Source organism: Streptomyces rapamycinicus NRRL 5491 (genome assembly GCF_024298965.1).
Taxonomy (GTDB): domain Bacteria; phylum Actinomycetota; class Actinomycetes; order Streptomycetales; family Streptomycetaceae; genus Streptomyces; species Streptomyces rapamycinicus.
Genome location: NZ_CP085193.1, coordinates 760183 through 781373, shown reverse-complemented (window position 1 = coordinate 781373; position 21191 = coordinate 760183). Strand labels below are relative to the sequence as shown.

Annotated in this window: 26 protein-coding genes and 1 pseudogene; 13 read left to right on the top strand and 14 right to left on the bottom strand. The window is 70.6% G+C overall.

All coding sequences use genetic code 11. From position 1 onward, the window contains the following. The first annotated feature begins 74 nt into the window (after positions 1 to 74). Both LIV37_RS03525 and LIV37_RS03520 read left to right on the top strand, forming a co-directional pair. Positions 75 to 1073 (top strand): LysR family transcriptional regulator, encoded by a 999-nt coding sequence (locus LIV37_RS03525; protein WP_020865718.1) that lies wholly within the window; start codon positions 75 to 77, stop codon positions 1071 to 1073. Positions 1074 to 1123: 50 nt separating this feature from the next. Beyond that, positions 1124 to 2109: pseudogene (locus LIV37_RS03520) on the top strand (amino acid permease). On the opposite strand, the gene LIV37_RS03515 reads toward LIV37_RS03520, so the two are convergent. Then, entirely contained in the window at positions 2106 to 2894 is a 789-nt protein-coding gene (locus LIV37_RS03515) for a thioesterase II family protein (protein ID WP_020865716.1), read from the bottom strand. The pseudogene LIV37_RS03520 and the gene LIV37_RS03515 sit on opposite strands and share 4 nt — an antisense overlap. Next, entirely contained in the window at positions 2891 to 3289 is a 399-nt protein-coding gene (locus tag LIV37_RS03510; RefSeq protein ID WP_020865715.1) for an acyl carrier protein, read from the bottom strand. The genes LIV37_RS03515 and LIV37_RS03510 overlap by 4 nt, the downstream gene beginning before the upstream one ends. Before the next feature lie 12 nt (positions 3290 to 3301). Here LIV37_RS03510 and LIV37_RS03505 point away from each other — a divergent pair, with 12 nt between their 5' ends. From LIV37_RS03505 to LIV37_RS03485, 5 genes are all read left to right on the top strand, one after another. Continuing rightward, positions 3302 to 3946 (top strand): Rossmann-fold NAD(P)-binding domain-containing protein, encoded by a 645-nt coding sequence (locus LIV37_RS03505; RefSeq protein WP_020865714.1) that lies wholly within the window; start codon positions 3302 to 3304, stop codon positions 3944 to 3946. Positions 3947 to 4095: 149 nt separating this feature from the next. After that, entirely contained in the window at positions 4096 to 4665 is a 570-nt protein-coding gene (locus LIV37_RS03500; protein WP_020865713.1) for a CGNR zinc finger domain-containing protein, read from the top strand. 195 nt (positions 4666 to 4860) lie between these two features. Then, positions 4861 to 5418: a TetR/AcrR family transcriptional regulator gene (locus tag LIV37_RS03495; RefSeq protein ID WP_020865712.1), complete on the top strand. Its 558-nt coding sequence runs from the start codon at positions 4861 to 4863 to the stop codon at positions 5416 to 5418. After that, positions 5415 to 6308: an aldo/keto reductase gene (locus LIV37_RS03490; protein WP_020865711.1), complete on the top strand. Its 894-nt coding sequence runs from the start codon at positions 5415 to 5417 to the stop codon at positions 6306 to 6308. The genes LIV37_RS03495 and LIV37_RS03490 overlap by 4 nt, the downstream gene beginning before the upstream one ends. 102 nt (positions 6309 to 6410) lie before the next feature. Then, entirely contained in the window at positions 6411 to 7430 is a 1020-nt protein-coding gene (locus tag LIV37_RS03485) for an NADPH:quinone reductase (RefSeq protein ID WP_020865710.1), read from the top strand. 26 nt (positions 7431 to 7456) lie between these two features. Here the strand turns inward: LIV37_RS03485 and LIV37_RS03480 are convergent, their stop codons facing one another. The 3 genes from LIV37_RS03480 to LIV37_RS03470 are packed head-to-tail and all read right to left on the bottom strand — an operon-like array spanning position 7457 to position 9834. Beyond that, positions 7457 to 8074 (bottom strand): TOPRIM nucleotidyl transferase/hydrolase domain-containing protein, encoded by a 618-nt coding sequence (locus tag LIV37_RS03480; RefSeq protein ID WP_020865709.1) that lies wholly within the window; start codon positions 8072 to 8074, stop codon positions 7457 to 7459. Positions 8075 to 8116: 42 nt separating this feature from the next. Then, entirely contained in the window at positions 8117 to 9319 is a 1203-nt protein-coding gene (locus LIV37_RS03475; RefSeq protein ID WP_020865708.1) for a MalY/PatB family protein, read from the bottom strand. Continuing rightward, positions 9316 to 9834 (bottom strand): DinB family protein, encoded by a 519-nt coding sequence (locus LIV37_RS03470; protein ID WP_020865707.1) that lies wholly within the window; start codon positions 9832 to 9834, stop codon positions 9316 to 9318. The genes LIV37_RS03475 and LIV37_RS03470 overlap by 4 nt, the downstream gene beginning before the upstream one ends. Before the next feature lie 216 nt (positions 9835 to 10050). Here LIV37_RS03470 and LIV37_RS03465 point away from each other — a divergent pair, with 216 nt between their 5' ends. Then, on the top strand, positions 10051 to 11217 hold the full coding sequence (locus LIV37_RS03465) for a DSD1 family PLP-dependent enzyme (protein ID WP_020865706.1): 1167 nt from the start codon (positions 10051 to 10053) through the stop codon (positions 11215 to 11217). A gap of 55 nt (positions 11218 to 11272) precedes the next feature. Here the strand turns inward: LIV37_RS03465 and LIV37_RS51680 are convergent, their stop codons facing one another. Continuing rightward, positions 11273 to 11404 carry a hypothetical protein gene (locus tag LIV37_RS51680; RefSeq protein WP_020865705.1) on the bottom strand — a complete coding sequence of 44 codons (132 nt, stop codon included), beginning with the start codon at positions 11402 to 11404 and terminating at the stop codon, positions 11273 to 11275. Between the two features lie 66 nt (positions 11405 to 11470). After that, positions 11471 to 12028 carry a nitronate monooxygenase gene (locus tag LIV37_RS03460; RefSeq protein ID WP_020865704.1) on the bottom strand — a complete coding sequence of 186 codons (558 nt, stop codon included), beginning with the start codon at positions 12026 to 12028 and terminating at the stop codon, positions 11471 to 11473. A gap of 519 nt (positions 12029 to 12547) precedes the next feature. Here LIV37_RS03460 and LIV37_RS51675 point away from each other — a divergent pair. Genes LIV37_RS51675 through LIV37_RS03445 form a run of 4 tightly spaced genes read left to right on the top strand, consistent with a single transcriptional unit; the run spans position 12548 to position 15414 of the window. Further along, entirely contained in the window at positions 12548 to 12676 is a 129-nt protein-coding gene (locus LIV37_RS51675) for a hypothetical protein (protein ID WP_020865703.1), read from the top strand. Continuing rightward, positions 12673 to 13395: a phosphatase PAP2 family protein gene (locus tag LIV37_RS03455; protein WP_020865702.1), complete on the top strand. Its 723-nt coding sequence runs from the start codon at positions 12673 to 12675 to the stop codon at positions 13393 to 13395. The genes LIV37_RS51675 and LIV37_RS03455 overlap by 4 nt, the downstream gene beginning before the upstream one ends. Beyond that, on the top strand, positions 13364 to 14026 hold the full coding sequence (locus tag LIV37_RS03450; RefSeq protein WP_020865701.1) for a response regulator transcription factor: 663 nt from the start codon (positions 13364 to 13366) through the stop codon (positions 14024 to 14026). The genes LIV37_RS03455 and LIV37_RS03450 overlap by 32 nt, the downstream gene beginning before the upstream one ends. Further along, positions 14023 to 15414 (top strand): sensor histidine kinase, encoded by a 1392-nt coding sequence (locus LIV37_RS03445; RefSeq protein WP_121825855.1) that lies wholly within the window; start codon positions 14023 to 14025, stop codon positions 15412 to 15414. The genes LIV37_RS03450 and LIV37_RS03445 overlap by 4 nt, the downstream gene beginning before the upstream one ends. On the opposite strand, the gene LIV37_RS03440 is transcribed toward LIV37_RS03445, so the two are convergent. From LIV37_RS03440 to LIV37_RS03425, 4 genes are all read right to left on the bottom strand, one after another. Continuing rightward, a complete protein-coding gene (locus LIV37_RS03440) occupies positions 15395 to 16006 on the bottom strand; it encodes a COG4705 family protein (protein WP_243146412.1) in 612 nt (203 codons plus the stop codon). The two genes, LIV37_RS03445 and LIV37_RS03440, sit on opposite strands and share 20 nt — an antisense overlap. A gap of 14 nt (positions 16007 to 16020) precedes the next feature. After that, positions 16021 to 16287: a COG4705 family protein gene (locus tag LIV37_RS03435; RefSeq protein WP_243146413.1), complete on the bottom strand. Its 267-nt coding sequence runs from the start codon at positions 16285 to 16287 to the stop codon at positions 16021 to 16023. A 156-nt stretch (positions 16288 to 16443) separates the two neighbouring features. Next, on the bottom strand, positions 16444 to 17274 hold the full coding sequence (locus tag LIV37_RS03430) for a COG4705 family protein (RefSeq protein WP_020865699.1): 831 nt from the start codon (positions 17272 to 17274) through the stop codon (positions 16444 to 16446). Between the two features lie 187 nt (positions 17275 to 17461). Next, a complete protein-coding gene (locus LIV37_RS03425; protein ID WP_121825856.1) occupies positions 17462 to 17848 on the bottom strand; it encodes a winged helix-turn-helix transcriptional regulator in 387 nt (128 codons plus the stop codon). 91 nt (positions 17849 to 17939) lie between these two features. Between LIV37_RS03425 and LIV37_RS03420 the strand changes: the two genes are divergently transcribed. Beyond that, positions 17940 to 18872: an NADP-dependent oxidoreductase gene (locus LIV37_RS03420; protein ID WP_020865697.1), complete on the top strand. Its 933-nt coding sequence runs from the start codon at positions 17940 to 17942 to the stop codon at positions 18870 to 18872. A 615-nt stretch (positions 18873 to 19487) separates the two neighbouring features. Here LIV37_RS03420 and LIV37_RS03415 read toward each other — a convergent pair. The 3 genes from LIV37_RS03415 to LIV37_RS03405 form a co-directional block, all read right to left on the bottom strand. Further along, on the bottom strand, positions 19488 to 20099 hold the full coding sequence (locus tag LIV37_RS03415) for a YdcF family protein (RefSeq protein WP_121825857.1): 612 nt from the start codon (positions 20097 to 20099) through the stop codon (positions 19488 to 19490). A gap of 204 nt (positions 20100 to 20303) precedes the next feature. Further along, positions 20304 to 20666 (bottom strand): maleylpyruvate isomerase N-terminal domain-containing protein, encoded by a 363-nt coding sequence (locus tag LIV37_RS52025; RefSeq protein WP_309471131.1) that lies wholly within the window; start codon positions 20664 to 20666, stop codon positions 20304 to 20306. After that, complete coding sequence (locus LIV37_RS03405; protein WP_020865694.1) at positions 20566 to 21066, bottom strand: MarR family winged helix-turn-helix transcriptional regulator; 501 nt, start codon at positions 21064 to 21066, stop codon at positions 20566 to 20568. The genes LIV37_RS52025 and LIV37_RS03405 overlap by 101 nt, the downstream gene beginning before the upstream one ends. Positions 21067 to 21191: the final 125 nt, after the last annotated feature.

Sequence of the window (21191 nt, the reverse complement as noted above, 5' to 3'; positions counted from 1 at the left end):
GTGCGTCATCGTGCAGCACACCAAACGTTGACGTCTATCAACGGTCCATGCTTCCGATCTTTTAGGATCCCTATATGGACTGGACGAGTGCGCAGCTGCGTTCGCTGGTGGAACTGACCAGACGCGGCACCATCACCGCCGTCGCCGAGGCCCTGGGATACACGCCCGGCGGGGTATCGCAGCAGATCACCGCGTTGGAGAAGGCCACCGGCAGGCAACTGCTGCGGCGGGTGGGACGCCGGGTGGAGCTCACCGACGCCGGGGCGACCCTGGCCCTGCACGCCGAGCGCATCCTCACCACGGAGGCCGAGGCCGTCGAAGCGCTGGAGCGCACCCGGAACGAAATCTCCGGAACGCTGCGGGTCGGGCTCTTCGCCACCGCCGCCGCCGAGATCCTGCCGCCCGCCCTGCGGCAGGTGCGCGAGACCCATCCCGGAGTGACCGTGCGCAGCCGGGACATGGACGTGGACGAGGTGTACGACGCGGTGGCCGGTGGAAGCGTGGACCTGGCGCTGGGGCTGGACTACCCGGACGTGCCCATCCCGCGGGATCCGTCCCTGCGGGTGCGGGAGCTGTCCAGGGAGCGCTTCTCGCTCGCGGTGCCCACCGGGGCCATGGCCGGCAGGTCCGGCAGGTCCGGCAGGTCCGGGCGGTCCGGTCAGTCCGGCGGGTCCGGTCGGCAGAAGGTCTCGCTCGCCGACACCAGGGACCTCGGATGGATCCTGCCGTCAGCCGGCAGCTACTACGGCCGCGCCGTGTTCACCGCCTGTCGCCGCGCCGGTTTCGAACCGCAGGTGCTGCACGAAGTGACGGACACGGCCGCCACCCTGGCCCTGGTCGAGGCTGGGGTCGGGGTCAGCGTGGTGACGGATCTGATGCTCCGGCTGCGCCCGTCCTGCCTCGACGTCCTGGAGCTGCACGAGACGATGGAACGCCACATCGTGGTGGTGTGCCGCTCCTTCGCCGAGCACCGGCCGACGGTGTCCGCGCTGGTGGATGTGTTGCGCACCTCGGCGGGGCGGCCGCCACCCGGCGGTCAGCGGCAAAGCGGGAACACGCTCCTCACCCGCTGACGAGGCCACGCGGAGGGCCCAGGTTTCCTTGGTCGCCCGCGGGCGAGCGCATGGTGCGCACCCTCGGGCTCACCCAGCTGACGATGATCGGCGTCGGCGCGATCATCGGGGCCGGTATCTTCAGCCTGGCAGCCGCCGTCGCCAGGGGCGTCGCCGGTCCCGCCGTACTGATCTCGTTCCTCGTCGCCGGAGCCGCTTCGCTGTGCGCGGCCTTCGCGTACGCGGAGTTCGCCGGCAGGTGCCGAAAGCGGGCTCCTCCTACACCTACTGCGCCGCGGTCCTCGGGGAGGTCGTGGGGTGGATCGTGGGATTTGACCTCCTCCTGGAGTCCACCGCCATCGTCGCGGTCGTCGCGGTCGTCGCGATCGGCATGTCCGGCTACCTCGGCTTCCTCCTGGACGCCGTCGGGATCCACCTGCCCACCTGGGCACTGGGCGCGCCCGGCACCGGCGCCGGTCACCGGATCGACCTGCTGGCCGTGGCGATCTGTCTGGCCGTCGCGTGGCTGCTGGCCCGTGGCACCCGTACCTCGGCCCGCGTCGAGACCGTGCTGACCATCGTCAAGATCGCCATCGTTCTCGTGGTGATCGTGGTGGGCTTCATCAAGGTCGACAGCGGGAATCTCACCCCGTTCGCGCCCTTCGGACTCGGCGGGGCCTTCACCTCCATGGTCCTGTACGTGCTGGTGTGCGTCGTGCTCACCGGCATCCAGCACTACAGCGAGCTCAACCCGAACAGCGGCATCTCCAGCGCCTTCGCCGACGTGGGCCTGAACGGACTGGCCAACGTCATCGCCGTCGGAGCGGTCATCGGCATCGTCACCGTGACGTTCTCCTTCATCATGATCTTCTCCGGCTGGCTGATGCCGTTCCTGCAGTGGGAGACCTGGGTGCGGGTGGGGGCATGGCTCGTTGCCGGGCTGGTCGTCTACGGAGCCTACGGCTACCGCCGCACCCGCCAGGTGATGCCCGGAGGGTCGGTGGACCTCGACACCCTGGACGACCTGGACGACACGGAGGGGGTCCTGGGGGCCTAGCCGGATGCCGGACTCCGGTACGCGGCCAGCAGATCGTCCGTCAGCCGGCCGACCACCTCGGCCACTTGGGTGCGCAGATAGTGGTGGCCACCGGGAAAGCGGTGGACCCGGGCGTCGGCCGTCGTACAGGCGCCCCACTCGTGCAGCGTCTCGGGGTCGACCATCGGGTCGTCCAGTCCGCCGAAGACGCTCAGCCGCGCGCCCAGCGGCGGCCATTCCCGCCGCGTATGCTGCAGCAGCGCCACCGCGTCCGCGAGGAACGGGGTGTAGACGGTCCGCGTGAGCGCGTCGTCGGCCGGCTGCTCCCAGCCCATGATCTCGGTGATGACGGCGATCCCGGCGCCGAGGTTGCGCGCGATGTGGTCGTCGAGTCCGTCGCGGCCCGGTGGTGGAACGGCGGACAGCGCGAGCAGGTTCGGTCCGGTGCGCGACTCCGACCGGAGCCGGTGGGTGGCCTCGAACGCGAGCAGCGCCCCGAAGCTGTGGCCGAAGACGGCGTAGAAGCCGTCGGCGGGCGGCCGGTGCCGCAGGTCCGCGGCGATGGCTTCCGCGATGCCGGTGGCGGACCAGCCGATGTCGGTGATCGACGGTTCCCCGGTGCGGGTGCCGCGGCCCGGCAGGTCGACGGCGACCAGGTCGAAGAGTTCGGAGAACGCGGCGACCCAGGGCAGGAAGAACTCCGATCCGGTGCCGGACGGCGGCACGCAGTAGAGCCGGATCCGCGCGGTCCGCCGGTCGGTGAGCCGATTGAGTTCCGGGGCGGGGATCGGCGCTCGCGGTGTCATGCGCCCCGCCTGACCCGCCCGAGGAGGCGTGGGGCGAGTTGCCGGACACCGGCCGCGGTGGCCAGTTCCATCGTCGGGACCACGCAGTCCAGCCTGCGTTGCAGTACGGAGCTCAGCTCGGCCGCCATCAGCGACTCCAGACCGAGCTGGTCCAGCCGGGTGTCCGGGTCGATCCGCTCCGGAGCGGTGTGCAATACCGCGGCCAGCGCCGAGACCAGCACCTCGGTGACGATGGCCAGCGCCTCCGGCTCGTCCGCCGAGCGCACCAGCCCCGGTATGTTCCGGTCGGCGTCATGGGGATCGGCGTCCGGGTCGGGCAGGATCTCGGCGAAGCGCGGTGCGGCGACGGCCGGGAGGAGCTTCGCGGTCTGCGCCCAGTCCGTGTTCCCCACCATGACGACGTCCGCGTGCGGCTGCCCCTCGGCGGCGCCCGGGTCGCCATTCAGGGGTTCGGTGCCGTCGGCCACGCCGCCGCCGTGCGGTTCGCCGAACTCGGTGCCACCGTCGTCGCCGTCTCCACCGCCAAGGGGACCCTCCACGATCCCGCCGGACTGGACGTCGCCGCGCTGCGCACCGCGCGGGAAGAACACGGTGACGACTTCGTCACCCGCCACCACCAGGGCATCGCCGGACGACCCGGCCAGGAACTCACCGTCGACTGCGACATCCTCGTCCCGGCGGCCCTGCAAGACGTCATCGACGAGACGACCGCCCACCAGATCAAGGCCAAACTGGTCGTGGAGGGCGCCAATCTGCCCACCTCGCCGCAGGCCCAGTCCATCCTCGCGGAACGTGGCATCTCCCTCCTGCCCGACTTCGTGGCCAACGCCGGTGGCGTCGCCGCCGCCTTCGCCATGGACGCCCGCTACTCCGGATTCCGGCCCGAGACCTCCACCATCTTCGAGACGATCTCCAAACGGCTGCGCACCAACGCCGTCACGGTTCTCGAAGCGGCCCAGCGCCGCGCCACCACACCGCATATCGCCGGGCGCGGGCTCGCCGAGGAACGCGTCCGCGCCGCCATGCGCAGCAAGGGCCGCATCGGCCCCTGATCGTTGTGTTACCTGCCAGGCAGGTGACGGCCGCAGGGACGGCAGGCCGAGGTCGATCACGGCGATTCCCATTCGGCCTGGTGGGGGAGGGAGGCCCCTGCGCAGGGGTGGGCGTCGACAACCAGGACGTTACCCGGCAATATGGTCACGTGGATGAGTTCGTCTTTGTGAGCGGTCGCCTCTGCCTCGACCTGGTGGGTACGAAGCTGTGGCGACGCAGCCTCCGTACGGAGCTGCTGACCTCCCCGAGCGACGTGAGCCACTGGATCCGCCAGGCCGGGCTGCTGGACGACCCCGGCCCGATGGACACCCGGGGATGGGAGCGGGTCCGCCGTCTGCGCGAGGCGATCTGCACACTGGTGCGTTCCTGGCCGCCGGGAGATCCCTCGGACGCCGGGCTCAGGGACGCCCTCGCCGAGGTGAACGAGGCGGCCCGGCTGCCGCTGCTCAGGCATCAGCTCGACGTATCGGGGCGGTTGACGCGGACCGGCGGCGTGGACGAGGTCCTCGGTGCGGTGGCCCGCGACGCCGTGGACCTGCTGAGCTCGGCCCAGCTCGGCAAGACCAAGGAGTGCGCGAACCCCGACTGCACCCGCCTCTTCGTGGACGTGTCGCGCTCCGGGGCCCGGCGGTGGTGCGGGATGGCGGAGTGCGGAAACAAGCACAAGGCCGCCAGCTACCGGATGCGGAAGAAGCAGCAGGCTGTCATGGAAACCTGAGCCTGAAACCTGCTGCCCCGAGTCCGAGCCGAGCGCGACTGGGGGCGTTCCTTTGACGGCCGATCAGCTCCGCGGACGGCTGGGCGGGTGCCGAGGGCCGGCCCGAGTGCGTGTTGCCGACCACAAAAAGAACAGCGATTCTGTTAGCGTACTCGCGCAAGCAGAACTGCCATTCTTTTTGTGGGGGGGTGTGTGGTGCCGCGGCTCACCGACGCGCGCAAGGAACTCCGGCGTGCCCAGATCGCCGAGGCCGCCGTGCGCTGCTTCGGCCGCAACGGCCTGGAGCGGACCTCGATCGCCGACATCACGGCCGAGTCCGGCCTCTCGGCCGGGTCGATTTATGCGCACTACCGCAACAAGGCCGACCTGGTCCGGGCCGCCGCCCGCGAGGTGCTCGTCAAGCGCGCCGAGGTCATCGGCGAGTACGCCGCGAGCGACACCCCGCCCGGCCCCGACGAACTCCTCGCCCGCCTGATCGCCGCGGTCGACCCCGCCGAGGCCCGGGTCGGCGTGCAGACCTGGGGGGAGGCGACCACCGACCCGGCCATCCGCGACATCGTCGTCGACATGACGGACCGGATGCGGGCGATGCTGCACGACTGCGTCACGGCGTGGCTGGTCAAGGTCGAGCGGCACGAGCCGGCCGGGGCCCGGGAGCGGGCCGCCCCGATCGCTCACCGGGTGATGGCGCTCTACCAGGCCGAACTGCTGTACACCGCCTTGCGATCACCGACCGAGGAGACAGCGCCATGACCACCCCGACCGCTTCGTTCGCCGGGCGTACCGTTACCCGGATCGGCTATGGCGCGCTGCAGCTCGAGCGACTGCGCGACCGCCGCGGCGAGGCCGTCGCGCTGCTGCGCCGCGCGGTCGAGCTGGGCGTCGACCATGTGGACACCGCCGAGTTCTACGGCTTCGGTTTCGCCAACGACGTGATCCGCGAGGCGCTGCGCCCCGAGGACGACGTCCTGGTCGTCACGAAGGTCGGCGCCGACCCCGACCCCGGCGGGCAGCTGCCGCTGCGTCTGGCACAGCGGCCCGAGCAACTGCGCGCCAGTGTCGAGGACAACCTGCGCGGCCTCGGCGTCGACCGGCTCCCGGTGGTCAACCTCCGCCGCCTGGACACCGGCCCCGGGCTGCGCCCCGAGGGCGACCAGGTCGTAGACCTCGACGACCAGCTCGCGACGATGACCGCCCTGCGCGACGAGGGCAAGATCGGCGCGATCGGCCTGAGCAGCGTCACCCTCGGCGGCCTGCGCCGCGCCCTGCCGGCCGGTATCGCCTGCGTGCAGAACGCGTACAGTCTCGCCTCCCGCGACGACGAGGACATGCTCGGACTGTGCGCGGCCGAGGGCATCGCCTGGGTGCCGTTCTTCCCGCTCGGCGGGGCCTTCCCCGGTCTGCCCAAGGCCACCGAGGAACCGGCCGTTCAGGCCGCGGCCGAGTCCCTGGGTGTCACGCCCTCCCAGGTCGGCCTCGCCTGGCTGCTGCACCACGCCCCGAACGTGCTGCTCATCCCCGGCACCGCCGACCCCGCCCACCTCGAGGCCAACATGGCGGTCAGCGGGATCACAATCGACGCCGCGACCCTCGCCGCCCTCGATGCCATCGAGTCCCGCTCCAACGAGGCCCCCATCGGCTGACCGGAACCAACACGACCAGGGTCGCGACCCTACGCCGGACGCCCTGACCGAACGTCGGGCCGCGCCGGTAAACCCCGCTCCACCAGGCTCTGAGGACGGATCATGAAGGCCATCATCTACCGCGACAACGGCGACCCCGACGTTCTTCGGCTCGTCGACCGCGACCTGCCCGCGCCCGGCCCGGGCGAGGTTCGTGTCCGGATCGCCGTGTCCGGGATCAACCCGACCGACTGGAAGGCCCGCTCCGGCGCCTCGGGCCCCAAGCAATTCCCCGAGGTCACCCCGCACCTCGATGGCGCCGGCACGATCGATGCCGTGGGTGAGGGGGTCGACCGGAGCCGGGTCGGTCAGCGGGTCTGGCTGTTCCTGGCCGCCGCCGGGCGGCCCACCGGCACCGCCGCCGAGTTCACCGTCGTGCCCGCCGAGCGGGCCGTGCCGCTGCCCGACGAGGCCGGTTTCGACGTCGGCGCCTCACTCGGCGTCCCCGCGCTCACCGCGCACCGCGCGCTCACCGTCGCCGAGGACGGGCCGCGCCGTCTGCGGCCCGGGGCGCTCGACGGGAAGGTGGTGCTCGCCGCGGGCGGGGCCGGGGCGGTCGGGCACGCGGTGATCCAGCTCGCCCGATGGGCCGGCGCCACCGTGATCAGCACGGTCAGCGGCCCGGAGAAGGCCCGGCTGGCCACCGCCGCCGGGGCCCACCACGTGATCAACTATCGCGAGGGCGACCCGGCCGCCGGGATCCGCGAGATCGCCCCGGACGGCGTCGACATCGTCGCCGAGGTGGCGCTGGGCGCGAACCTCGCACTGGACACGGCCGTGCTGCGGACCCGCGGCACGATCTCGACCTACGGCAACGACGGTGGCAAGCCGGTCGAGCTCGACGTGATGCGGAACATGGTGCTCAACACACGCTTCCAGTTCGTGGTGCTCTACACGGTCGGCTCAGGGCCGCTCGCCGCGGCCGTAGAGGACGTCGCCGCAGCGGTGCGCGGCGGCGCGCTGCCGGTCGGCGAGGAGCACGGCCTGCCGCTGGTCCGCTTTCCGCTCGACCGCACCGCCGACGCGCACCGAGCGGTGGAGAGCGGCGCGGTCGGCAAGGTCCTGGTGGACGTCACGACATGACGTACGGTCGGCCACGGCTTCCGGGGTCAGAGGCTGGTGAGCAGGGCGTCGAGTGGCGCGGGTACGCGGTCGTCGTCGAGGGCCGCGACGAGGACGCGGCCGTAGTGGATCTTCCGCCCCTTCTTCGTACCGAGGAAGCGCCGCAACTGCTGCTGTGAGGTGCGGCCCTGCTGTGCGGGCTGGCGCAGAAAGGTCTGCAGGGCGCGCAGATCGCCCTCCGCCCGGACGAGCTCCGCCACCCGTGTCACGCCCAGGGCGCGGATGAGCTCGTCCTCCAGATCCGCCGAGCAGACGAAGAACTCCTGCCGCGCCGCGCCGGCCCGCTCCAGACCGCGGGTGTAGAAGCGGCGCTCCGCCTCGTCGCACAGCCCGGTGAGGCGGAGGCCCAGGCCGGGTGGCCCGAGGAGATGGGCGAAGCGTCCGACGCTCATGGCGCCGCCCATCGGCAGGACGCAGACTCCTTCGGCGGCCAGGTCCCGGCCGTGGCGGGCGGCCAGCGTGCCGACCGCCGCGGCGTCGCTCGGCCCTTCGAGCAGGACGACCGCCCGGACGGGCAGCCGCGCGGCCAGCTCGTGCGCGGGGCCGCCGGGGCCACCGGCCGCCCACGCGGTGACCGCTTCCCGGAACGCCCCCATGTCAGCCATGGGATGAGTCTCCGGCCCTTCCGGCCGCCACGCCAGGGGATTTCACCTACCCGGATTCAGCCCCGGTCGCAGCGCTCGGACGAGTCCGTCCAGGATGTCCTCGAGGACGGCATGGGACGTGGCGAAGTTCAGCCGCAGGAAGCCGTCGGCGTCCGGGCCGAAGGGGCTGCCCCCGTCGAGCAGGACATCACCCTCCCTCAGCACTCTCTCCACGGGCGGTTCGCCGAGCCCCAGCGGCCGTGCGTCGAACCAGGCCAGATAGGTGGCCTCCGGCAGGTGGTGACGCAGCTGCGGGAGCTCGGTGCTCACCACCCGATGAACGCGTCGGCGGTTGCGGTCCAGCACGGTGAGCAGGTCGCGCTGCCAGGCGTCGCCCTCTCGCCACGCCGCCTCGGTGGCGATGACGCTGAGCGGAGATAGGGCGCCGTACAGGTCGGGCGGCTGCGCGTCGCGCAGCGCGAGCAGCCGGTCCGGGCCGTAGTGGGTGACCGCACAGCGAATGGCCGCGAGGTTGAACGCCTTGGTGGCGGAGGTGAGCGTGACGGTGCGGCCGGCGGCGTCCGCGGACAGGCTCGCGAACGGTATGTGGCGATGCGGCTCATGGACCAGTTCGGCGTGGATCTCGTCGCTGATGACCAGCAGATCGTGCCGACGCGCGATCGCGGCGATCTCCTCCAGCTCCGCACGGGTCAGCACGCGGCCCGTCGGATTGTGCGGGTTGACCAGCACCAGTGCCTTGCAGCCCGACTCTGCCACCGCGGCGTCGAGAGCGGCCGGATCCATGCGCCAGCCGTCGGCGGAGTCGTGCATCGGAATGGGCACGGCACGCCGGTTCATCGTCGCCAACGTGGCCAGGAACGGGGGGTAGTTGGGCGTCTGTACGGCCACCGCGTCACCCGCGCTCGTCGCGAGGTGCAGGACGAGCTGGAGGCACTGGATCAGGTCGGTCTGCTCGCGTACGCGGTCCGCGGGCGCCGTCCATGCGTAGCGGTCCATCATCCGCCGTGCGAAGGCGCGCCGGAGCGGACTGCCCTCCGGCCAGTCCGGATAGCCGAGATCGCGGCGGTCGATGGCCTCCCGTAGCGCGGCGACCACCACCGGAGGGGTGGGGAAGTCCATGTCCGCCACCCATGCGGGGAGCACCCGCGGTCCCGGACGGTGCCATTTGACGCTGCGGCGGGCGCGCAGCCAGTCGAGGCCGAGGTCATCGAAGCCGGGCACCGGCTCGGGCGGGGTGACACTCATGAACGCGCTCCCCGCGTGAGCAGATCACGGGTGATCTGTATGTGGCCGTGGTGCTGGGCGAGCTCTTCGAGTACGTGGAGTTGGACGCCCTGGACGCTCAGCGGGCGGTCCGGTCCCTCGAACTCGGCGGGCGGTGTGTTGCGCGGGAGCGCCGTCGGCGTCGCCGGTTCGAGGTCGGTGCCCAGCCGCTCGAAAAGCGCGTCGACGTTCCGCCGCAGCTCGTGTGCGCTGCCCGTGGCGGTGAACTCCGCGGCGCGGTCACGGTCGACCTCGCGCCCGGCGACGATGTGCCCGATCCAGTAGTCGGCGACCCCAACGCAGTGGTACGCGATCGCGTAGACGGAGTTGGCGCCCGGAAGCGGTGGGCGGACGTTTCCCACGTCATCGCCGAGGTCTTCCAGCGCGCCGAGCATGCCGTCGAAGGCGCGGCGCAAGAAGTACAGGTATTCGTTCTGGTCTCGCAAGGTGGGGTCCTCGTCGATGGGGGAGGCCGGGAGGAGGTCTGCGACCGTCACCGGTTTATCAGGTGACGCAATTAGGATGAGGTCGCTGAGCTGGCCTGTCAACGCCTCGACGCCCGCATGCAGAGGGGAAAGTCATCACCGTACTGACAGGTGACCCCTCCGGCGTGGCGGGGCACCTGGATCTAGCGGTACTGTCTAGAAGTAGAATTTCGGTCGATTGATGCGAGCGCGGGACGCGGCCCTACTCGAGAAGATGGACGTCACTCCATGACCACCACGCCCTCCACCACTGCCGGGACGCTGGCCGACCCCGACACCCCGTTCGCGGTGGTCGACGTGCACAAGGCGCTGCGCAACATCGACCGACTCGCCGCCAAGGCCGACCACCTCGGCGTCACTCTGCGGCCGCACGTCAAGACGGCCAAGAGCCTCGACGTCGCCGCCCTGATGCACGGTGCCGCCCCGAACCCCGTGACCGTCTCGACGCTCGCCGAAGCCGAGGCGTTCGCCGACGGCGGCTACGCCGACATCACCTACGCCGTCGGCATCGACCCGCACAAACTGCCCCGTGTGCTCGCCCTGTTGCGCCGCGGCGTCACCCTCCGCGTGCTGCTGGACAGCCCCGAGCAGGCCGCCTTCGTCGCGGAGGCCTCCCGCCGGTCCGGTATCGGCGTTCCCGCGCAGATCGAGATCGACTGCGACAGCCACCGCGGCGGCCTCAAGACCGACGCCCCCGCACTCCTCGACGTCGGCCGCACCCTGCACGACGCCGGATGTCTGGACGGTGTGCTGACCCACGCGGGCGAGTCCTACTTCGCCTACTCGGCGGATGAGCGGCGGCTGGCGGCGAAGAACGAACGCGACACCGCCGTCGCCGCCGCCGAGAGTTTGCGCGCCGCCGGTCTCCCCGTCGCGACCGTCAGCGTCGGCTCGACGCCCACCGCGCACGCCGCCGAGGACCTCACCGGCGTCACCGAACTGCGCGCCGGAAACTACGTGTTCTTCGACCTGGTGATGGCCGGTCTCGGGGTGTGCCGGATCGACGACCTCGCGCTGTCGGTCGTCGTCACCGTCATCGGACACCGCCCCGAGTACGGCTGGATCGTCACCGACGGCGGCTGGATGGCGATGTCCCGCGACCGCGGTACGGCGGCCCAGCCCAAGGACCAGGGGTACGGCCTGGTCACCGACCTCACGGGGCGCACGATCCCCGGCCTGGTCATGAGCGCCGCGAGCCAGGAGCACGGCACCATCACCGCCCGCGACGGCGCCGCCCTGCCCGACCTGCCCATCGGCACCCGCCTGCGCATCCTGCCCAACCACGCCTGCGCCACCGCCGCACAGCACCGTGGCTACCACGTCATCGACAGCAGCCGGACAGCGGCGGACGCACCCGCCGTCCAAGCCGTCTGGAATCGCGTCAGCGGCTGGTGAACCGGGCCTTACGCGTCGTGGTTCGTCAGCGGGGCTCTGGCGGGCAGGCGCTGCCTCAGCCGCTGATCGAGGTGGTCTGCGGAGTGGTCGGGCTGAGCCGCGTGGCGGCGTCCTGGGCCATGCGGCGTACGACGTCCCCGGCGGGCAGGATCTCGTGGATCAGGCCCACGCCCTCGCCGACGATCATGCTTGCGATGCCGAAGTCCTGCTTCGAGACGGTCAGATGTGTGCTGAGTTCCGATTCCTGGCCGTGTCACCGGTCGGTGAACTGGTTGCGCAGCAGGCGTCCGGTGAATTCGGTGGGCCAGTCGTACCGGCACACGATGTCGTAGACGCTGGTTCGCAGGGTGTCATCGCAGAACGTCGACCGGGTGCCGGCTCCGTGCCCGCCGGCCTCGCCACCTTGTGCGACGATGACGTCCGCTCCGGCGTCGAGGGCCTGGCAGCCCTGGTCGAGGGTGTGGACCTGGCACAGCAGTGGTACGGCTGCGGTGCGGATCCGGCCGGCGAACGGGGCCGGGTCGCCGAAGGAAAGCATCAGTGCGGCGGGTTCGTACTCCAGGGCGATGTCGAGCAGATCGGGGCGGCGGGCCAGGCTCCATGTGATGAAGCCGCATCCCACGCGGGCGTCGCCCGCGGCGGCGAGCTCCCGCCTCAGCCATTCGCTGTCGCCGTAGCCACCGCCGATCAGGCCGAGGCCGCCCGCGGCGGTGACCGCGGTGGCGAGGCGGGCTCCGGAGACGAGGTCCATGGGGGCGAGCACGATGGGGTGCTCGATACCGAAGGCGCGGGTGAGGCGCGTTGTCAACAAGGCGAAGTCCCCTTCGTCCGAGCATCCGCCTGTCAACTGGGCGACGGCGGCGTGGCTGTTATGGGGACCCTAGGATCGCCCAGGTTCCAGATCCAACGATTGGTTGCGATGGGAGCCATCGCTTTCCGAGAAGGCCCCTGGACAGTCGACATCCTCGACAACGCCCGGCCCGTGATGCCGTCCCAGGGCCTCCGCCCGGTGCGGGGTCCTGGTCGGCTCCAGGCGCTTCGGCATCGACCGTACGATCGCGAGCCGACACCGTCATGTGGGCAGGCGACGTCTGCGGGCCGGCCGTAGCACCCGGAGAAGCCACCGCCGTCACCACGATGCCCGCCGCCGGTCATCTGCGCGAATCGGCAGTGCGTGGGGAACGATCCTCGCCCCGCGAGCGTCTGCCAGTAACGTAGAGCACCTACACGCTTGTAGTAGAACGCGGGGTCGTGTGTCCGATCGTGCGTAGCGAAAGGACCCAGACCTATGACCACACCCGCTATACGCGAAAGCGGAGGAGGCCGGTAGATGACCTCGTCCTTCGACGGAGCGCCGATCGATGGCTTCGCGTCGGTGCTCATGGCGCGGCGGTGGCCGCAGGCGTCGGCCCGGTACCTGATCGCCATCCCACCGCGACCACGGCTGGTGGCCTTGTGAACCGCGGGGAGACCACCGGACTGGCCGGAAGCGTCGCTCTGGGCGCGTGGGCGGCGCTGGGGGTGCTGACCATGGTCGTCGTGGGCGGCGCCGGTGCTCCGTTGTGGCTGGACGACGGCCCCCTCGGATGGTCGGTCGGCCACCGCCCGGACGTGATGCGGACCTTCGCCCGTGGAGTGACTGACACCGGGACCGGCGCCATCCCGTACGTACTCGCCGCACTGGCCGGCTTCCTGGTGGCACGAGCCGTGCGGAACCGGCTGCTCGCCGCCGTGTTCTGCCTCGTCTGTCTCGGCGTGGGGCAGGCACTGCGGTACGGCGTGATGGAACTCGTCCACCGCTCCCGTCCCCCGCGGGGCGACTGGGCGGCGCACGCGAGCGGTTGGGCGTTCCCGTCGGGACACGCCACCACGGGAGCGCTGACCGCCGGGCTGCTCATGATCGCGCTGACCCTGCGCGCCCCGCGCGGAGCGACGTCGTTCAGGGTCGTCATCGGCTGCTGGGGTCTGCTGGTCGGGCTGACCCGTGTCTATCTCGGGGTGCACTGGTTCACGGACGTTCTCGGCGGCTGGTTGTTCGCCGTCGGCTGGCTGGGGGTGTGCCTGTACGCCGCGGGCCGGTGGCTGCCGGCCCTCTCCCTCACCCCCGCCGATACCGCCCCCACCGCCGAGAGAGCGCCGGAGGACCATGCGCCGCAAAATCCTGATCGTCGAGGATGATCACGCCCTGCGTGATGTGCTCCGTCGCGGTCTGTACGACGAGGACTTCGACCCCGTCCCGGCCACCGACGGCGCCACCGCCCTGCGCCTGGTCAGCGCCGACATCGCCGCGGTCGTCCTGGACATCGGCCTGCCCGACGCGGACGGACGGGACGTATGCCAGGCCATGCGCGCGGGCGGGTTCCACGCCCCGGTCGTCTTCCTGACCGCACGGCACCACCTCACCGACCGGCTGTCCGGCTTCTCGGCCGGGGGTGACGACTACCTGCCGAAGCCGTTCCACCTCGCCGAGCTCGCCGCCCGGCTGCGGGCGGCGCTCAAGCGGGCCGCGCCCCCGCCGGCCGCCTCGATCGGGGGCCTGGTCCTGGACGCGGTCCGGCACAGTGCGACGGTGCACGGCACCCGGGTCGCCCTGTCCCCGACGGAGTTCCGGCTGCTGGCCACGCTCGTCGCCGCGGACGGGGACCTGGTGCGCCGCCGTGATCTGGTCAGGGCGGGCTGGCCCGAAGGCGGACAGGTCAGTGACAACACCTTGGATCAGTATCTGAGCAGGCTGCGCCGCAAACTGCGCGAGACGGGCAGCGGCCTGACCATCGCCACCGCGCGCGGGATCGGGCACCGCCTGTCATGAGATCGGCCTGGCACCGACCGGTGCTCCGCGCGCTGGCGCCCCGTACCCTGCGCGGACGACTCTCGCTCGTCGCGCTGACCACCGCCGCGCTGCTGATCACGGCGCTGACGGTCGTGTTCAACACCGCGGTGGAACGACACCTGCGGCAGCAGGCGGACGACGAGCTGCGGGCCCGGGCGACCGCCGTCGCCGCGACCGTCGACACCAGCGGCCCACAGGTGCGCGTCCTGGAGACCGCCAACGATCAGCTGCTGGACACAAACGTGTGGATCTACGCCGGGAAGCGCCTGCTGGAAAGGCCGCCCGCCACCTCGGCGAGCAACCCCCTGACCCGGACCACCGACCGGCTCGCCGCACGGGGCGCGCCCGGCTGCGCGACCGTCCGCGCCGAGGGCCAACGGTCCGTCCGCCTGTGCGCCCGGCCCGTGTCCGGTGGAGATGCCACAGCCACCGTCGTCACAGCCCTCGACCTCGCCCCGTACCAGAGTTCGGCCGACACCCTGCTGTGGGGGTCGCTGATCCTGGACGCGGTCATGCTCGTCTGCGCCTACGTGCTGACACGTCTGGCGGTCGGCCGGGCCCTGCGCCCGGTGCGGACGATGACTGACCAGGCCACCCAGTGGAGTGCCGTGGCCTCCGACGAACGCTTCAGCACCGGGGGAGGCCCGGCCGAACTGGCCCGTCTGGGCACCTCGCTGGACGCGCTGCTGGACCGCATACGTGGCGTGCTGCGTCATGAGCGGCAACTGACGGGGGAACTGTCCCACGAGATGCGGACCCCACTCACCCGGATCATCGCCGAACTCGACTGGTGGCGATCCAGGCCCCGCTCGGCCGCGGAGACCCGCGCCACTCACGAGGTGATCGACGAGGCCGCCCAGTCCATGCGGACCATCTGCGACACGCTTCTGCGCGACGCCCGCGACACCGCAACCGACACCTCGACAGCCCCCGGCACGGCCGATGTCGTACCCGTCCTGCGCCGCATGGCCCAGCGCCTGGACACACCGGGCCGGGTGAAAGCCGTGGTGGCGGCCGAGGGCGGGCACCACGAGGCGGGAGTGGCACCCGCCTTCCTCGAACGCGTAGTCAGCCCGTTGCTCGCCAACGCCGTCCGTTACGCCCGTTCCACCGCCACCGTGTCCGTGCGGCACACACCCGGCGCCGTGGTCATCGACATCACCGACGACGGACCGGGCGTACCGGAGGCGTTCGTCGGCGAGCTCTTCCAACCGGGGCGGCGCGCCGACCCCGGCGACGGTCACCACGGAGCGGGCCTAGGACTGCCGCTCGCGCGACGTCTGGCCCGCTCCGCGGGCGGCGAGGTGACCTACGACGCCGGGCACGCGCCCGGGGCGCGATTCACCGTCACCCTGCCCGTTGGGTGACCGGCTCCCGCTCCTCGCTCCGCGGGCCCGGGACCCGGCGCTCTCGCACGTGGGCGTAGGCCATCAGGCCGATCAGGACGGCCAGCAGGACAGCCGACGAGCCCGCCGTGCCCAGGTCGAGGCCGCCCTTGGCGACCGGCTTGGTGAGGAAGTCGCCCGCGGTGGCGCCGAGCGGCCGGGTGAGGACGAAGGCGATCCAGAACAGCAGCACGTTCGGCACCACGGAGACCTTCATCATCGCGACGAGGACGGCCAGCACCCCGATGACCAGGAGCGCGCCACCCGCGTAGCCCAGGCCGGAGCTGTCGGACAGGAAGTCTCCCATCGATGTGCCGAGCGTGTTGGAGACGAGGATGGCCGACCAGAACAGGGCCTCACCCCGGAAGGTGACGATGTCGCGGATCTGGAACGTCATCCCGCTCGCCTTCCACGCCAGGAAGATCGCCAGCAGGATTGAGATCAGGATCGCCGCGCCCACCGGGTAGCCCAGACCGAGGCCCTGCGGGCCCCAGCCGAGCGACGTGGCGCCGCCTGAGAGGAACTTGGCGCTGGCGTCACGGTTCATGAAGTCGGACATGGTGGTGCCGGCCATGCTGGTCGACAGGATCACCAGTAGAAGAACGGGTTGTAGCGGCTGGACCCGAGCTGGACGACGAGGGTCACCACGAAGAGCAGGAACAGCGCGATCGTGGTGAGGAAGTAGCCGAGCTTCAGGGTCTGGGCGAAGAGGTCTCCGGCCGTCTCACCCAGCGTCGTCGCGGCGATCTTCATGATCCAGAAGGCCAGGGTGACCTCGGGCAGTTTCTTCATCACCGACGTGCTCGTACTCGCGACGTCGAGGTCGGTGAGGACTTCTGGCTTCCCCAATGTCATGTGCTCCCGTCCGATCGGGGATACGGCGCCCGCGCCGAAGGGGCCAGGCGCCCTTGGGCGATCTTGTGCGATGGGCCGACCGCGAACGGCGGCGGTGTACGACCCTGTCAGCCGCGGCCTGAACGGATCCTGAACGCCTGCCGTGGCTCAGGCCGTCTACTGGGCGACTCGCTCCGGTTCGGTGACGTCCTTGCGCGTCACCGAAAGGAACACCACCAGGCCGAGAATGACCGCGAGGAACAGGACGCTCGTCACGACCGTGCCCAGGCCGAGGCCGCCGTCGCCGGTCGGCTGGGAGAGGTAGTCGCCGACGGAGGCGCCGAGCGGGCGGGTGAGGATGTACGCGATCCAGAAGCTCCACACCGCGTCGAGACCGAGGGCGAAGTGAGCGACCGCGACGGCGGCGATGGCCAGGGCGAACAGCATCGCGGACAGCCAGTACCCGAGGTTCATCCGCTCCGAGAGCAGATCACCGGCCGCGGTGCCCAGGGCGAAGGTGAACAGCACCGCCAGCCAGTAGAAGGATTCGCGGCTCGTGGAGTCGATGTTGTGGATGGACAGTGTCCGCTCCCGCCGGTACCAGATGGCGAAGACCACCGCCAGGATGATCGCGAACACCGTCGTGCTCGTCTCCAGCGGTACGCCCATGTTGTCGGTCAGGTTGTCGCTGATCAGCGTGCCGACGACGCTGATCAGGGCGACGGCCGTCCAGTACACGCCCGCGCGATAGGCGCTGGTGCGGAACTGCACGACCAGCACCACGGCCAGCAGCGCGCTCATCAGGGCCGATACACCCGTCAGGCCGAGTCCCGCCTTCTCGCTCAACAGATCGGCCGCGGTCTCACCGACCGTCGTGCACAGCACCTTGATGATCCAGAAGTAGAGGATGACTTCGGGAACCTTGTTCCAGCGTCGCCGGTGACGCGACCGGGCGACCGGCCCGTCGGCCGCTGAGGTCGGCAGGGGCTCAGATGTCTCGTAGGTCATGGCGCCCGACTCTGACACCGGATACCTGAACGCATCCTGAGCAAGCCGCGAGCATCTGACCTCCCTCAAACGGGGAGCGGATAACGGCGTGCCGGGACCTCTGCCCGCGGCGCCACCTGTCTGCATTCGGTGGCGCGCCCGCCCTTGGTCGCACCGGGTGCCATCCGATGGCACGGCCGCCCTGTACTCATCCGTCCCGGCTTGGCACAACGTCGGCGGGAGCGGAGTCGAGCGCGTCGAGCACCGCGTCGCCGTTCGTCCTCGCCCACTCGGTGAGCATGTGGATCGGATCGATCAGCGTCGCCCCGAGCGGGGTGAGCTCGTACTCGACGCGGGGCGGCGCCTCGGCGTAGGCGTGGCGGCGGATGAGTCCGTGCGCCTCGAGCCGCCGGAGCGTCTGGGTGAGCATCTTGCGGGAGATGCCGCCGATCAGCTCGATCAGCTCGCCATGGCGCACCGGGCCCCTGCTGAGGCCGTAGAGCACGACCGCCGCCCACTTGTCGGCGAGCAGCTCGATCGCCATACGCCCCGGACAGTCGGCGAGAAAGGGACCACCAGGACCGAAACCGCTCATGGCGCCAAAGGTACCTGTGCCAGAGGTACCTGCTGGTTCCTATCGGAAACCTAGCCTGGTTTCTCTCCCCCTTCCAAAGCACAGGAGAGTCATGCGAGTCATCACCCAGCAGAGGCTCGGCGGTCCCGAGGTGCTCACCATCGTGGACGCGCCCGAGCCCCAGCCCCTCCCGACCGAGGTTCTCGTCCGCGTCAAGGCGATCGGGCTGAACCCGCTGGAGGCGCTCCTGCGTGCCGGCGAGTTTCCCCCGATGCTCGGCCGGCCGCCGTTCGTCCTCGGCTGGGACATCAGTGGCGTGGTCGAGGAGGGGTCGCTGACGTGGCGGTTCAGGCCCGGTGACGAGGTGTTCGGGATGCCGTTGTTCCCACGGGCGGCGAGCGCGTACGCCGAGTTCGTGTCGGCGCCGGCGTTGCACCTGGTACGCAAGCCCGCGTCGCTCTCGCACGTCGAGGCGTCGGCGCTGCCGGTCGTCGGGCTGACGGCGTGGCAGGGCCTCGTCGACCTCGGCGGTGTGAGTGAGGGCGACCGCGTCCTGGTCCACGGCGGTGGTGGCGGGGTCGGCCATGTCGCGATCCAGATCGCGAAAGCGCTCGGCGCGCATGTGATCGCGACGGCCAGCGGGAGCAAGCGGAAGTTCGTGGAGGGATTCGGCGCCGACGAGGTGATCGACTACACGGCGGTCGACTTCACCGGGGCGGTCCGCGACATCGACGTCGTGCTCGACACGATCGGGGGCGACACCGCCGAGCGGTCGCTCGACGTGCTCCGACCGGGCGGTCACCTGGTGACGGCGGTCGCCGAGGAGGATTCGGGGCTCGCCGCCAAGTACGAGGCGGCCGGTATGCGCTTCAGCGGCATCGCGGTCGATCCCGATCCGGTCGCCCTGCGAGGTCTCGTCGAACTCGTCGAACAGGGCAGGCTCCGGGTCCATGTGCGGGAGACGTTCCCGTTCGAGCGCGTCGCCGACGCGCACCGGCTGCTCGACGGCGGCCACCTCCGGGGCAAGCTCGTCCTCACCGTCTGAACCCGTCGTGGGGCCTGGCGTGCGCGAGGCCCCACTGATGAAGCCGCCTGGGCGGGCCGGTGAGAATCCAGCGACGACCCGGAAGCGGCTGAATTCGTAGCTGATCGTTCCCATCGACCTGTCGAGCGTTTTCCACCGGGTGGCACCGTTTCCCGGCGCCACCGGGGGGCAACCTGACCGTGGGCCGCTTCGACGCGGGGGATGACTCGCTTGCCGTCACACAACGCCGGATGTTCGTCTATGCGACCGACAAGTCATTCGTGAGGGTCCGCGGACGGAGTCGGTGGGCCCTTTCGCGGTCTGAGCTCCAGGGCCAGTGGTGGGCAAGGCGGAGAATCCCGCGCCGGCCGGTGGTGACGAACTGGGCGGCCGCGGAGAGCAGTCGGACACCCGCCGCGAGGCACACCAGCCCGGACTGGTGGCGCCGCGGGAGGAAGTCGCCGAGCCACCTCCACCAACGCGCTGGCCACGGCGTCAGTCAGCATGATTCGGGTCGGACCGGCACATGCCGCCTCCCGAGCCGGGGCTACACGCGTCCGCGCGGCGAACTGCTCATACTGGGAGGGAACGTGGCCGCCTCGACCGTATGGAAATCCTCAAGGAATCCGGCGTCGTTTACAGCGAGTACAGCGATACCTTCCGTTCATCGGCCTTGAGACCGCGGAGTGTCCAAAGTCCGTACAGGGCCAGCAGCGGTTTGACGGCCATCCACTCGCCGGGGCGGTAGTCATCCGCGCGCACCAGCCTCTCTGCGAGATCGGGGCGCTGCCGCCGCAAGTACGCACGGGCCTTGAGCGCATGAGCCGGCTGGGAGGCGATCTTGATGCGGTCCACGTTTTCGAGCAGTGGGATCACGTTCGTGATGTTCTCCCACGTCGTCGCGCTTTGGTCTTCGAGGAGCACCGTGCCGTCGAATTTGAGCACCGACTTCGCGTAGTCGGCCATCAGCTGGGCCTCCGCGGCGCCGCACCCGCCGACCGCACCGCCGCTGAAGATCACGCGGGTTCCATGCGCACCGTCAGCGGCGATGGAGCGAATTCCAGCACGGACTCGCCATCGGTTGATCAAGTTTGCCGTCGCTTGGGGGTTCCGGTACCCCAGCACCACCACGGCTTCGGAAGCGCCCACGCCGTTCCCCACCAGAACTCGAGACCAGCGCCAGTTCAACCACTCGCCCCAAGCCAAGGCCGCAACCCCAGCTAATGCCAATCCTGCCCGTCGCCGCATGCGGCGACTCTAGGGCACCATCGGCCCGGTTGCGGCAGGACAGGCGGGAGTGGTTGGAGTTACGTCGTGGTGAACCAGGACATGCGGTCGGCGGCCTGGCTTCGCATGGGTTCGGGCAATTCCAGCGGCTTGAAGGTGGCAGGCCAGTCGGTCGGCCGGTAGCCCGCGTTCAGGTCGACGTGATGCAGTTCGAGCTCGACAAGTTTACGAAGGACGACTTGGCCGGCTCGCACCGTTCTCGATCGATGTGTCGCGGGCTTCTTGACTCGCGTACGCGGGGATGCCGGACCCGGTGCGTACTGCCTCCAACAGGTTTCGGTGAGCCTCGGCGGCGCGGGCGATGTGGATGAGGACGTGGCCGCGGGTCCAGCCGGGCAGCAACGACGGTTCACCGACCTGTTCGTCGGTGAGCCCGCTGGCTGTCGCGATCAGACCGGGCCGGGTCCTTGTAGACCGGGCCGGGTCCTTACGATCCGGCTTTGCGGCGCGGCGCGGCTGAACGAGGTGGTGTGGAGCGCATGTGGTCGCGCACCGGCGCCAGCAGGCCGGCGAGAGCCTTGAGGTCATCGCGCGCAAGCGGCTCGAACAGGAGGCCGCTGACCACCTCGATGTGACCCGGCAGCACCTTCCCGAGCAGCGCGCGTCCGGCGTCGGTGATGGTGACCGTGACGCTCCGCTCGTCGTCCGCAGAGGGCGTGCGCACGACCAGGCCTGCCTTCTCGAGCAGGCCTGCCTGGTAGGTCAGGCCGCTGCGGCTGTAGACAACGCCGTCGGCGAGGTCGGTCATGCGGTGGCTGCCCGTCGGTGAGTCGCCGAGGCGGGCCAGCAGCTGGAATTGGATGTAGCTGAGGTCGCCGACTTCGCGCAGCTGTTGCTCGACGGCGTGCCGGAGCAGGCTGGCGACCTCCATGAGGTCGAAGTAGGCGCCGAGTTGCACGGGGTCGAGCGACGGCGGCGACTTGGGCATGACCCCAGTGTACTGCTTCGAATTCGAAGATTGGCGTGTGGTGCGGGTGGACAGTGTTGGGCCCGGCCGAGCACGGCAGGACGTGGAGTTCGGGCGGTGGCGCGGTGCAGGGTGGCGGGCAGGAG

Excerpts from the sequence above, each read along its gene's own strand:
- LIV37_RS51680 (WP_020865705.1), bottom strand. The coding sequence starts at position 11,404 with ATGATCGTCGGCGAGGGCGTGGGCCTGATCCACGAGATCCTGCCCGCC.
- LIV37_RS03525 (WP_020865718.1), top strand. The coding sequence starts at position 75 with ATGGACTGGACGAGTGCGCAGCTGCGTTCGCTGGTGGAACTGACCAGA.
- LIV37_RS51675 (WP_020865703.1), top strand. The coding sequence starts at position 12,548 with ATGACCTCGTCCTTCGACGGAGCGCCGATCGATGGCTTCGCGTCGGTG.
- LIV37_RS03510 (WP_020865715.1), bottom strand. The coding sequence starts at position 3,289 with ATGGTGGGGAACACGGACTGGGCGCAGACCGCGAAGCTCCTCCCGGCC.
- LIV37_RS52025 (WP_309471131.1), bottom strand. The coding sequence starts at position 20,666 with ATGACCTCAAGGCTCTCGCCGGCCTGCTGGCGCCGGTGCGCGACCACA.
- LIV37_RS03425 (WP_121825856.1), bottom strand. The coding sequence starts at position 17,848 with ATGAGCGGTTTCGGTCCTGGTGGTCCCTTTCTCGCCGACTGTCCGGGG.
- LIV37_RS03435 (WP_243146413.1), bottom strand. The coding sequence starts at position 16,287 with ATGACATTGGGGAAGCCAGAAGTCCTCACCGACCTCGACGTCGCGAGT.
- LIV37_RS03480 (WP_020865709.1), bottom strand. The coding sequence starts at position 8,074 with ATGGCTGACATGGGGGCGTTCCGGGAAGCGGTCACCGCGTGGGCGGCC.
- LIV37_RS03465 (WP_020865706.1), top strand. The coding sequence starts at position 10,051 with ATGACCACCACGCCCTCCACCACTGCCGGGACGCTGGCCGACCCCGAC.
- LIV37_RS03445 (WP_121825855.1), top strand. The coding sequence starts at position 14,023 with ATGAGATCGGCCTGGCACCGACCGGTGCTCCGCGCGCTGGCGCCCCGT.
- LIV37_RS03430 (WP_020865699.1), bottom strand. The coding sequence starts at position 17,274 with ATGACCTACGAGACATCTGAGCCCCTGCCGACCTCAGCGGCCGACGGG.
- LIV37_RS03405 (WP_020865694.1), bottom strand. The coding sequence starts at position 21,066 with ATGCCCAAGTCGCCGCCGTCGCTCGACCCCGTGCAACTCGGCGCCTAC.
- LIV37_RS03415 (WP_121825857.1), bottom strand. The coding sequence starts at position 20,099 with ATGCGGCGACGGGCAGGATTGGCATTAGCTGGGGTTGCGGCCTTGGCT.
- LIV37_RS03490 (WP_020865711.1), top strand. The coding sequence starts at position 5,415 with ATGACCACCCCGACCGCTTCGTTCGCCGGGCGTACCGTTACCCGGATC.
- LIV37_RS03450 (WP_020865701.1), top strand. The coding sequence starts at position 13,364 with ATGCGCCGCAAAATCCTGATCGTCGAGGATGATCACGCCCTGCGTGAT.
- LIV37_RS03515 (WP_020865716.1), bottom strand. The coding sequence starts at position 2,894 with ATGACACCGCGAGCGCCGATCCCCGCCCCGGAACTCAATCGGCTCACC.
- LIV37_RS03440 (WP_243146412.1), bottom strand. The coding sequence starts at position 16,006 with ATGGCCGGCACCACCATGTCCGACTTCATGAACCGTGACGCCAGCGCC.
- LIV37_RS03485 (WP_020865710.1), top strand. The coding sequence starts at position 6,411 with ATGAAGGCCATCATCTACCGCGACAACGGCGACCCCGACGTTCTTCGG.
- LIV37_RS03420 (WP_020865697.1), top strand. The coding sequence starts at position 17,940 with ATGCGAGTCATCACCCAGCAGAGGCTCGGCGGTCCCGAGGTGCTCACC.
- LIV37_RS03475 (WP_020865708.1), bottom strand. The coding sequence starts at position 9,319 with ATGAGTGTCACCCCGCCCGAGCCGGTGCCCGGCTTCGATGACCTCGGC.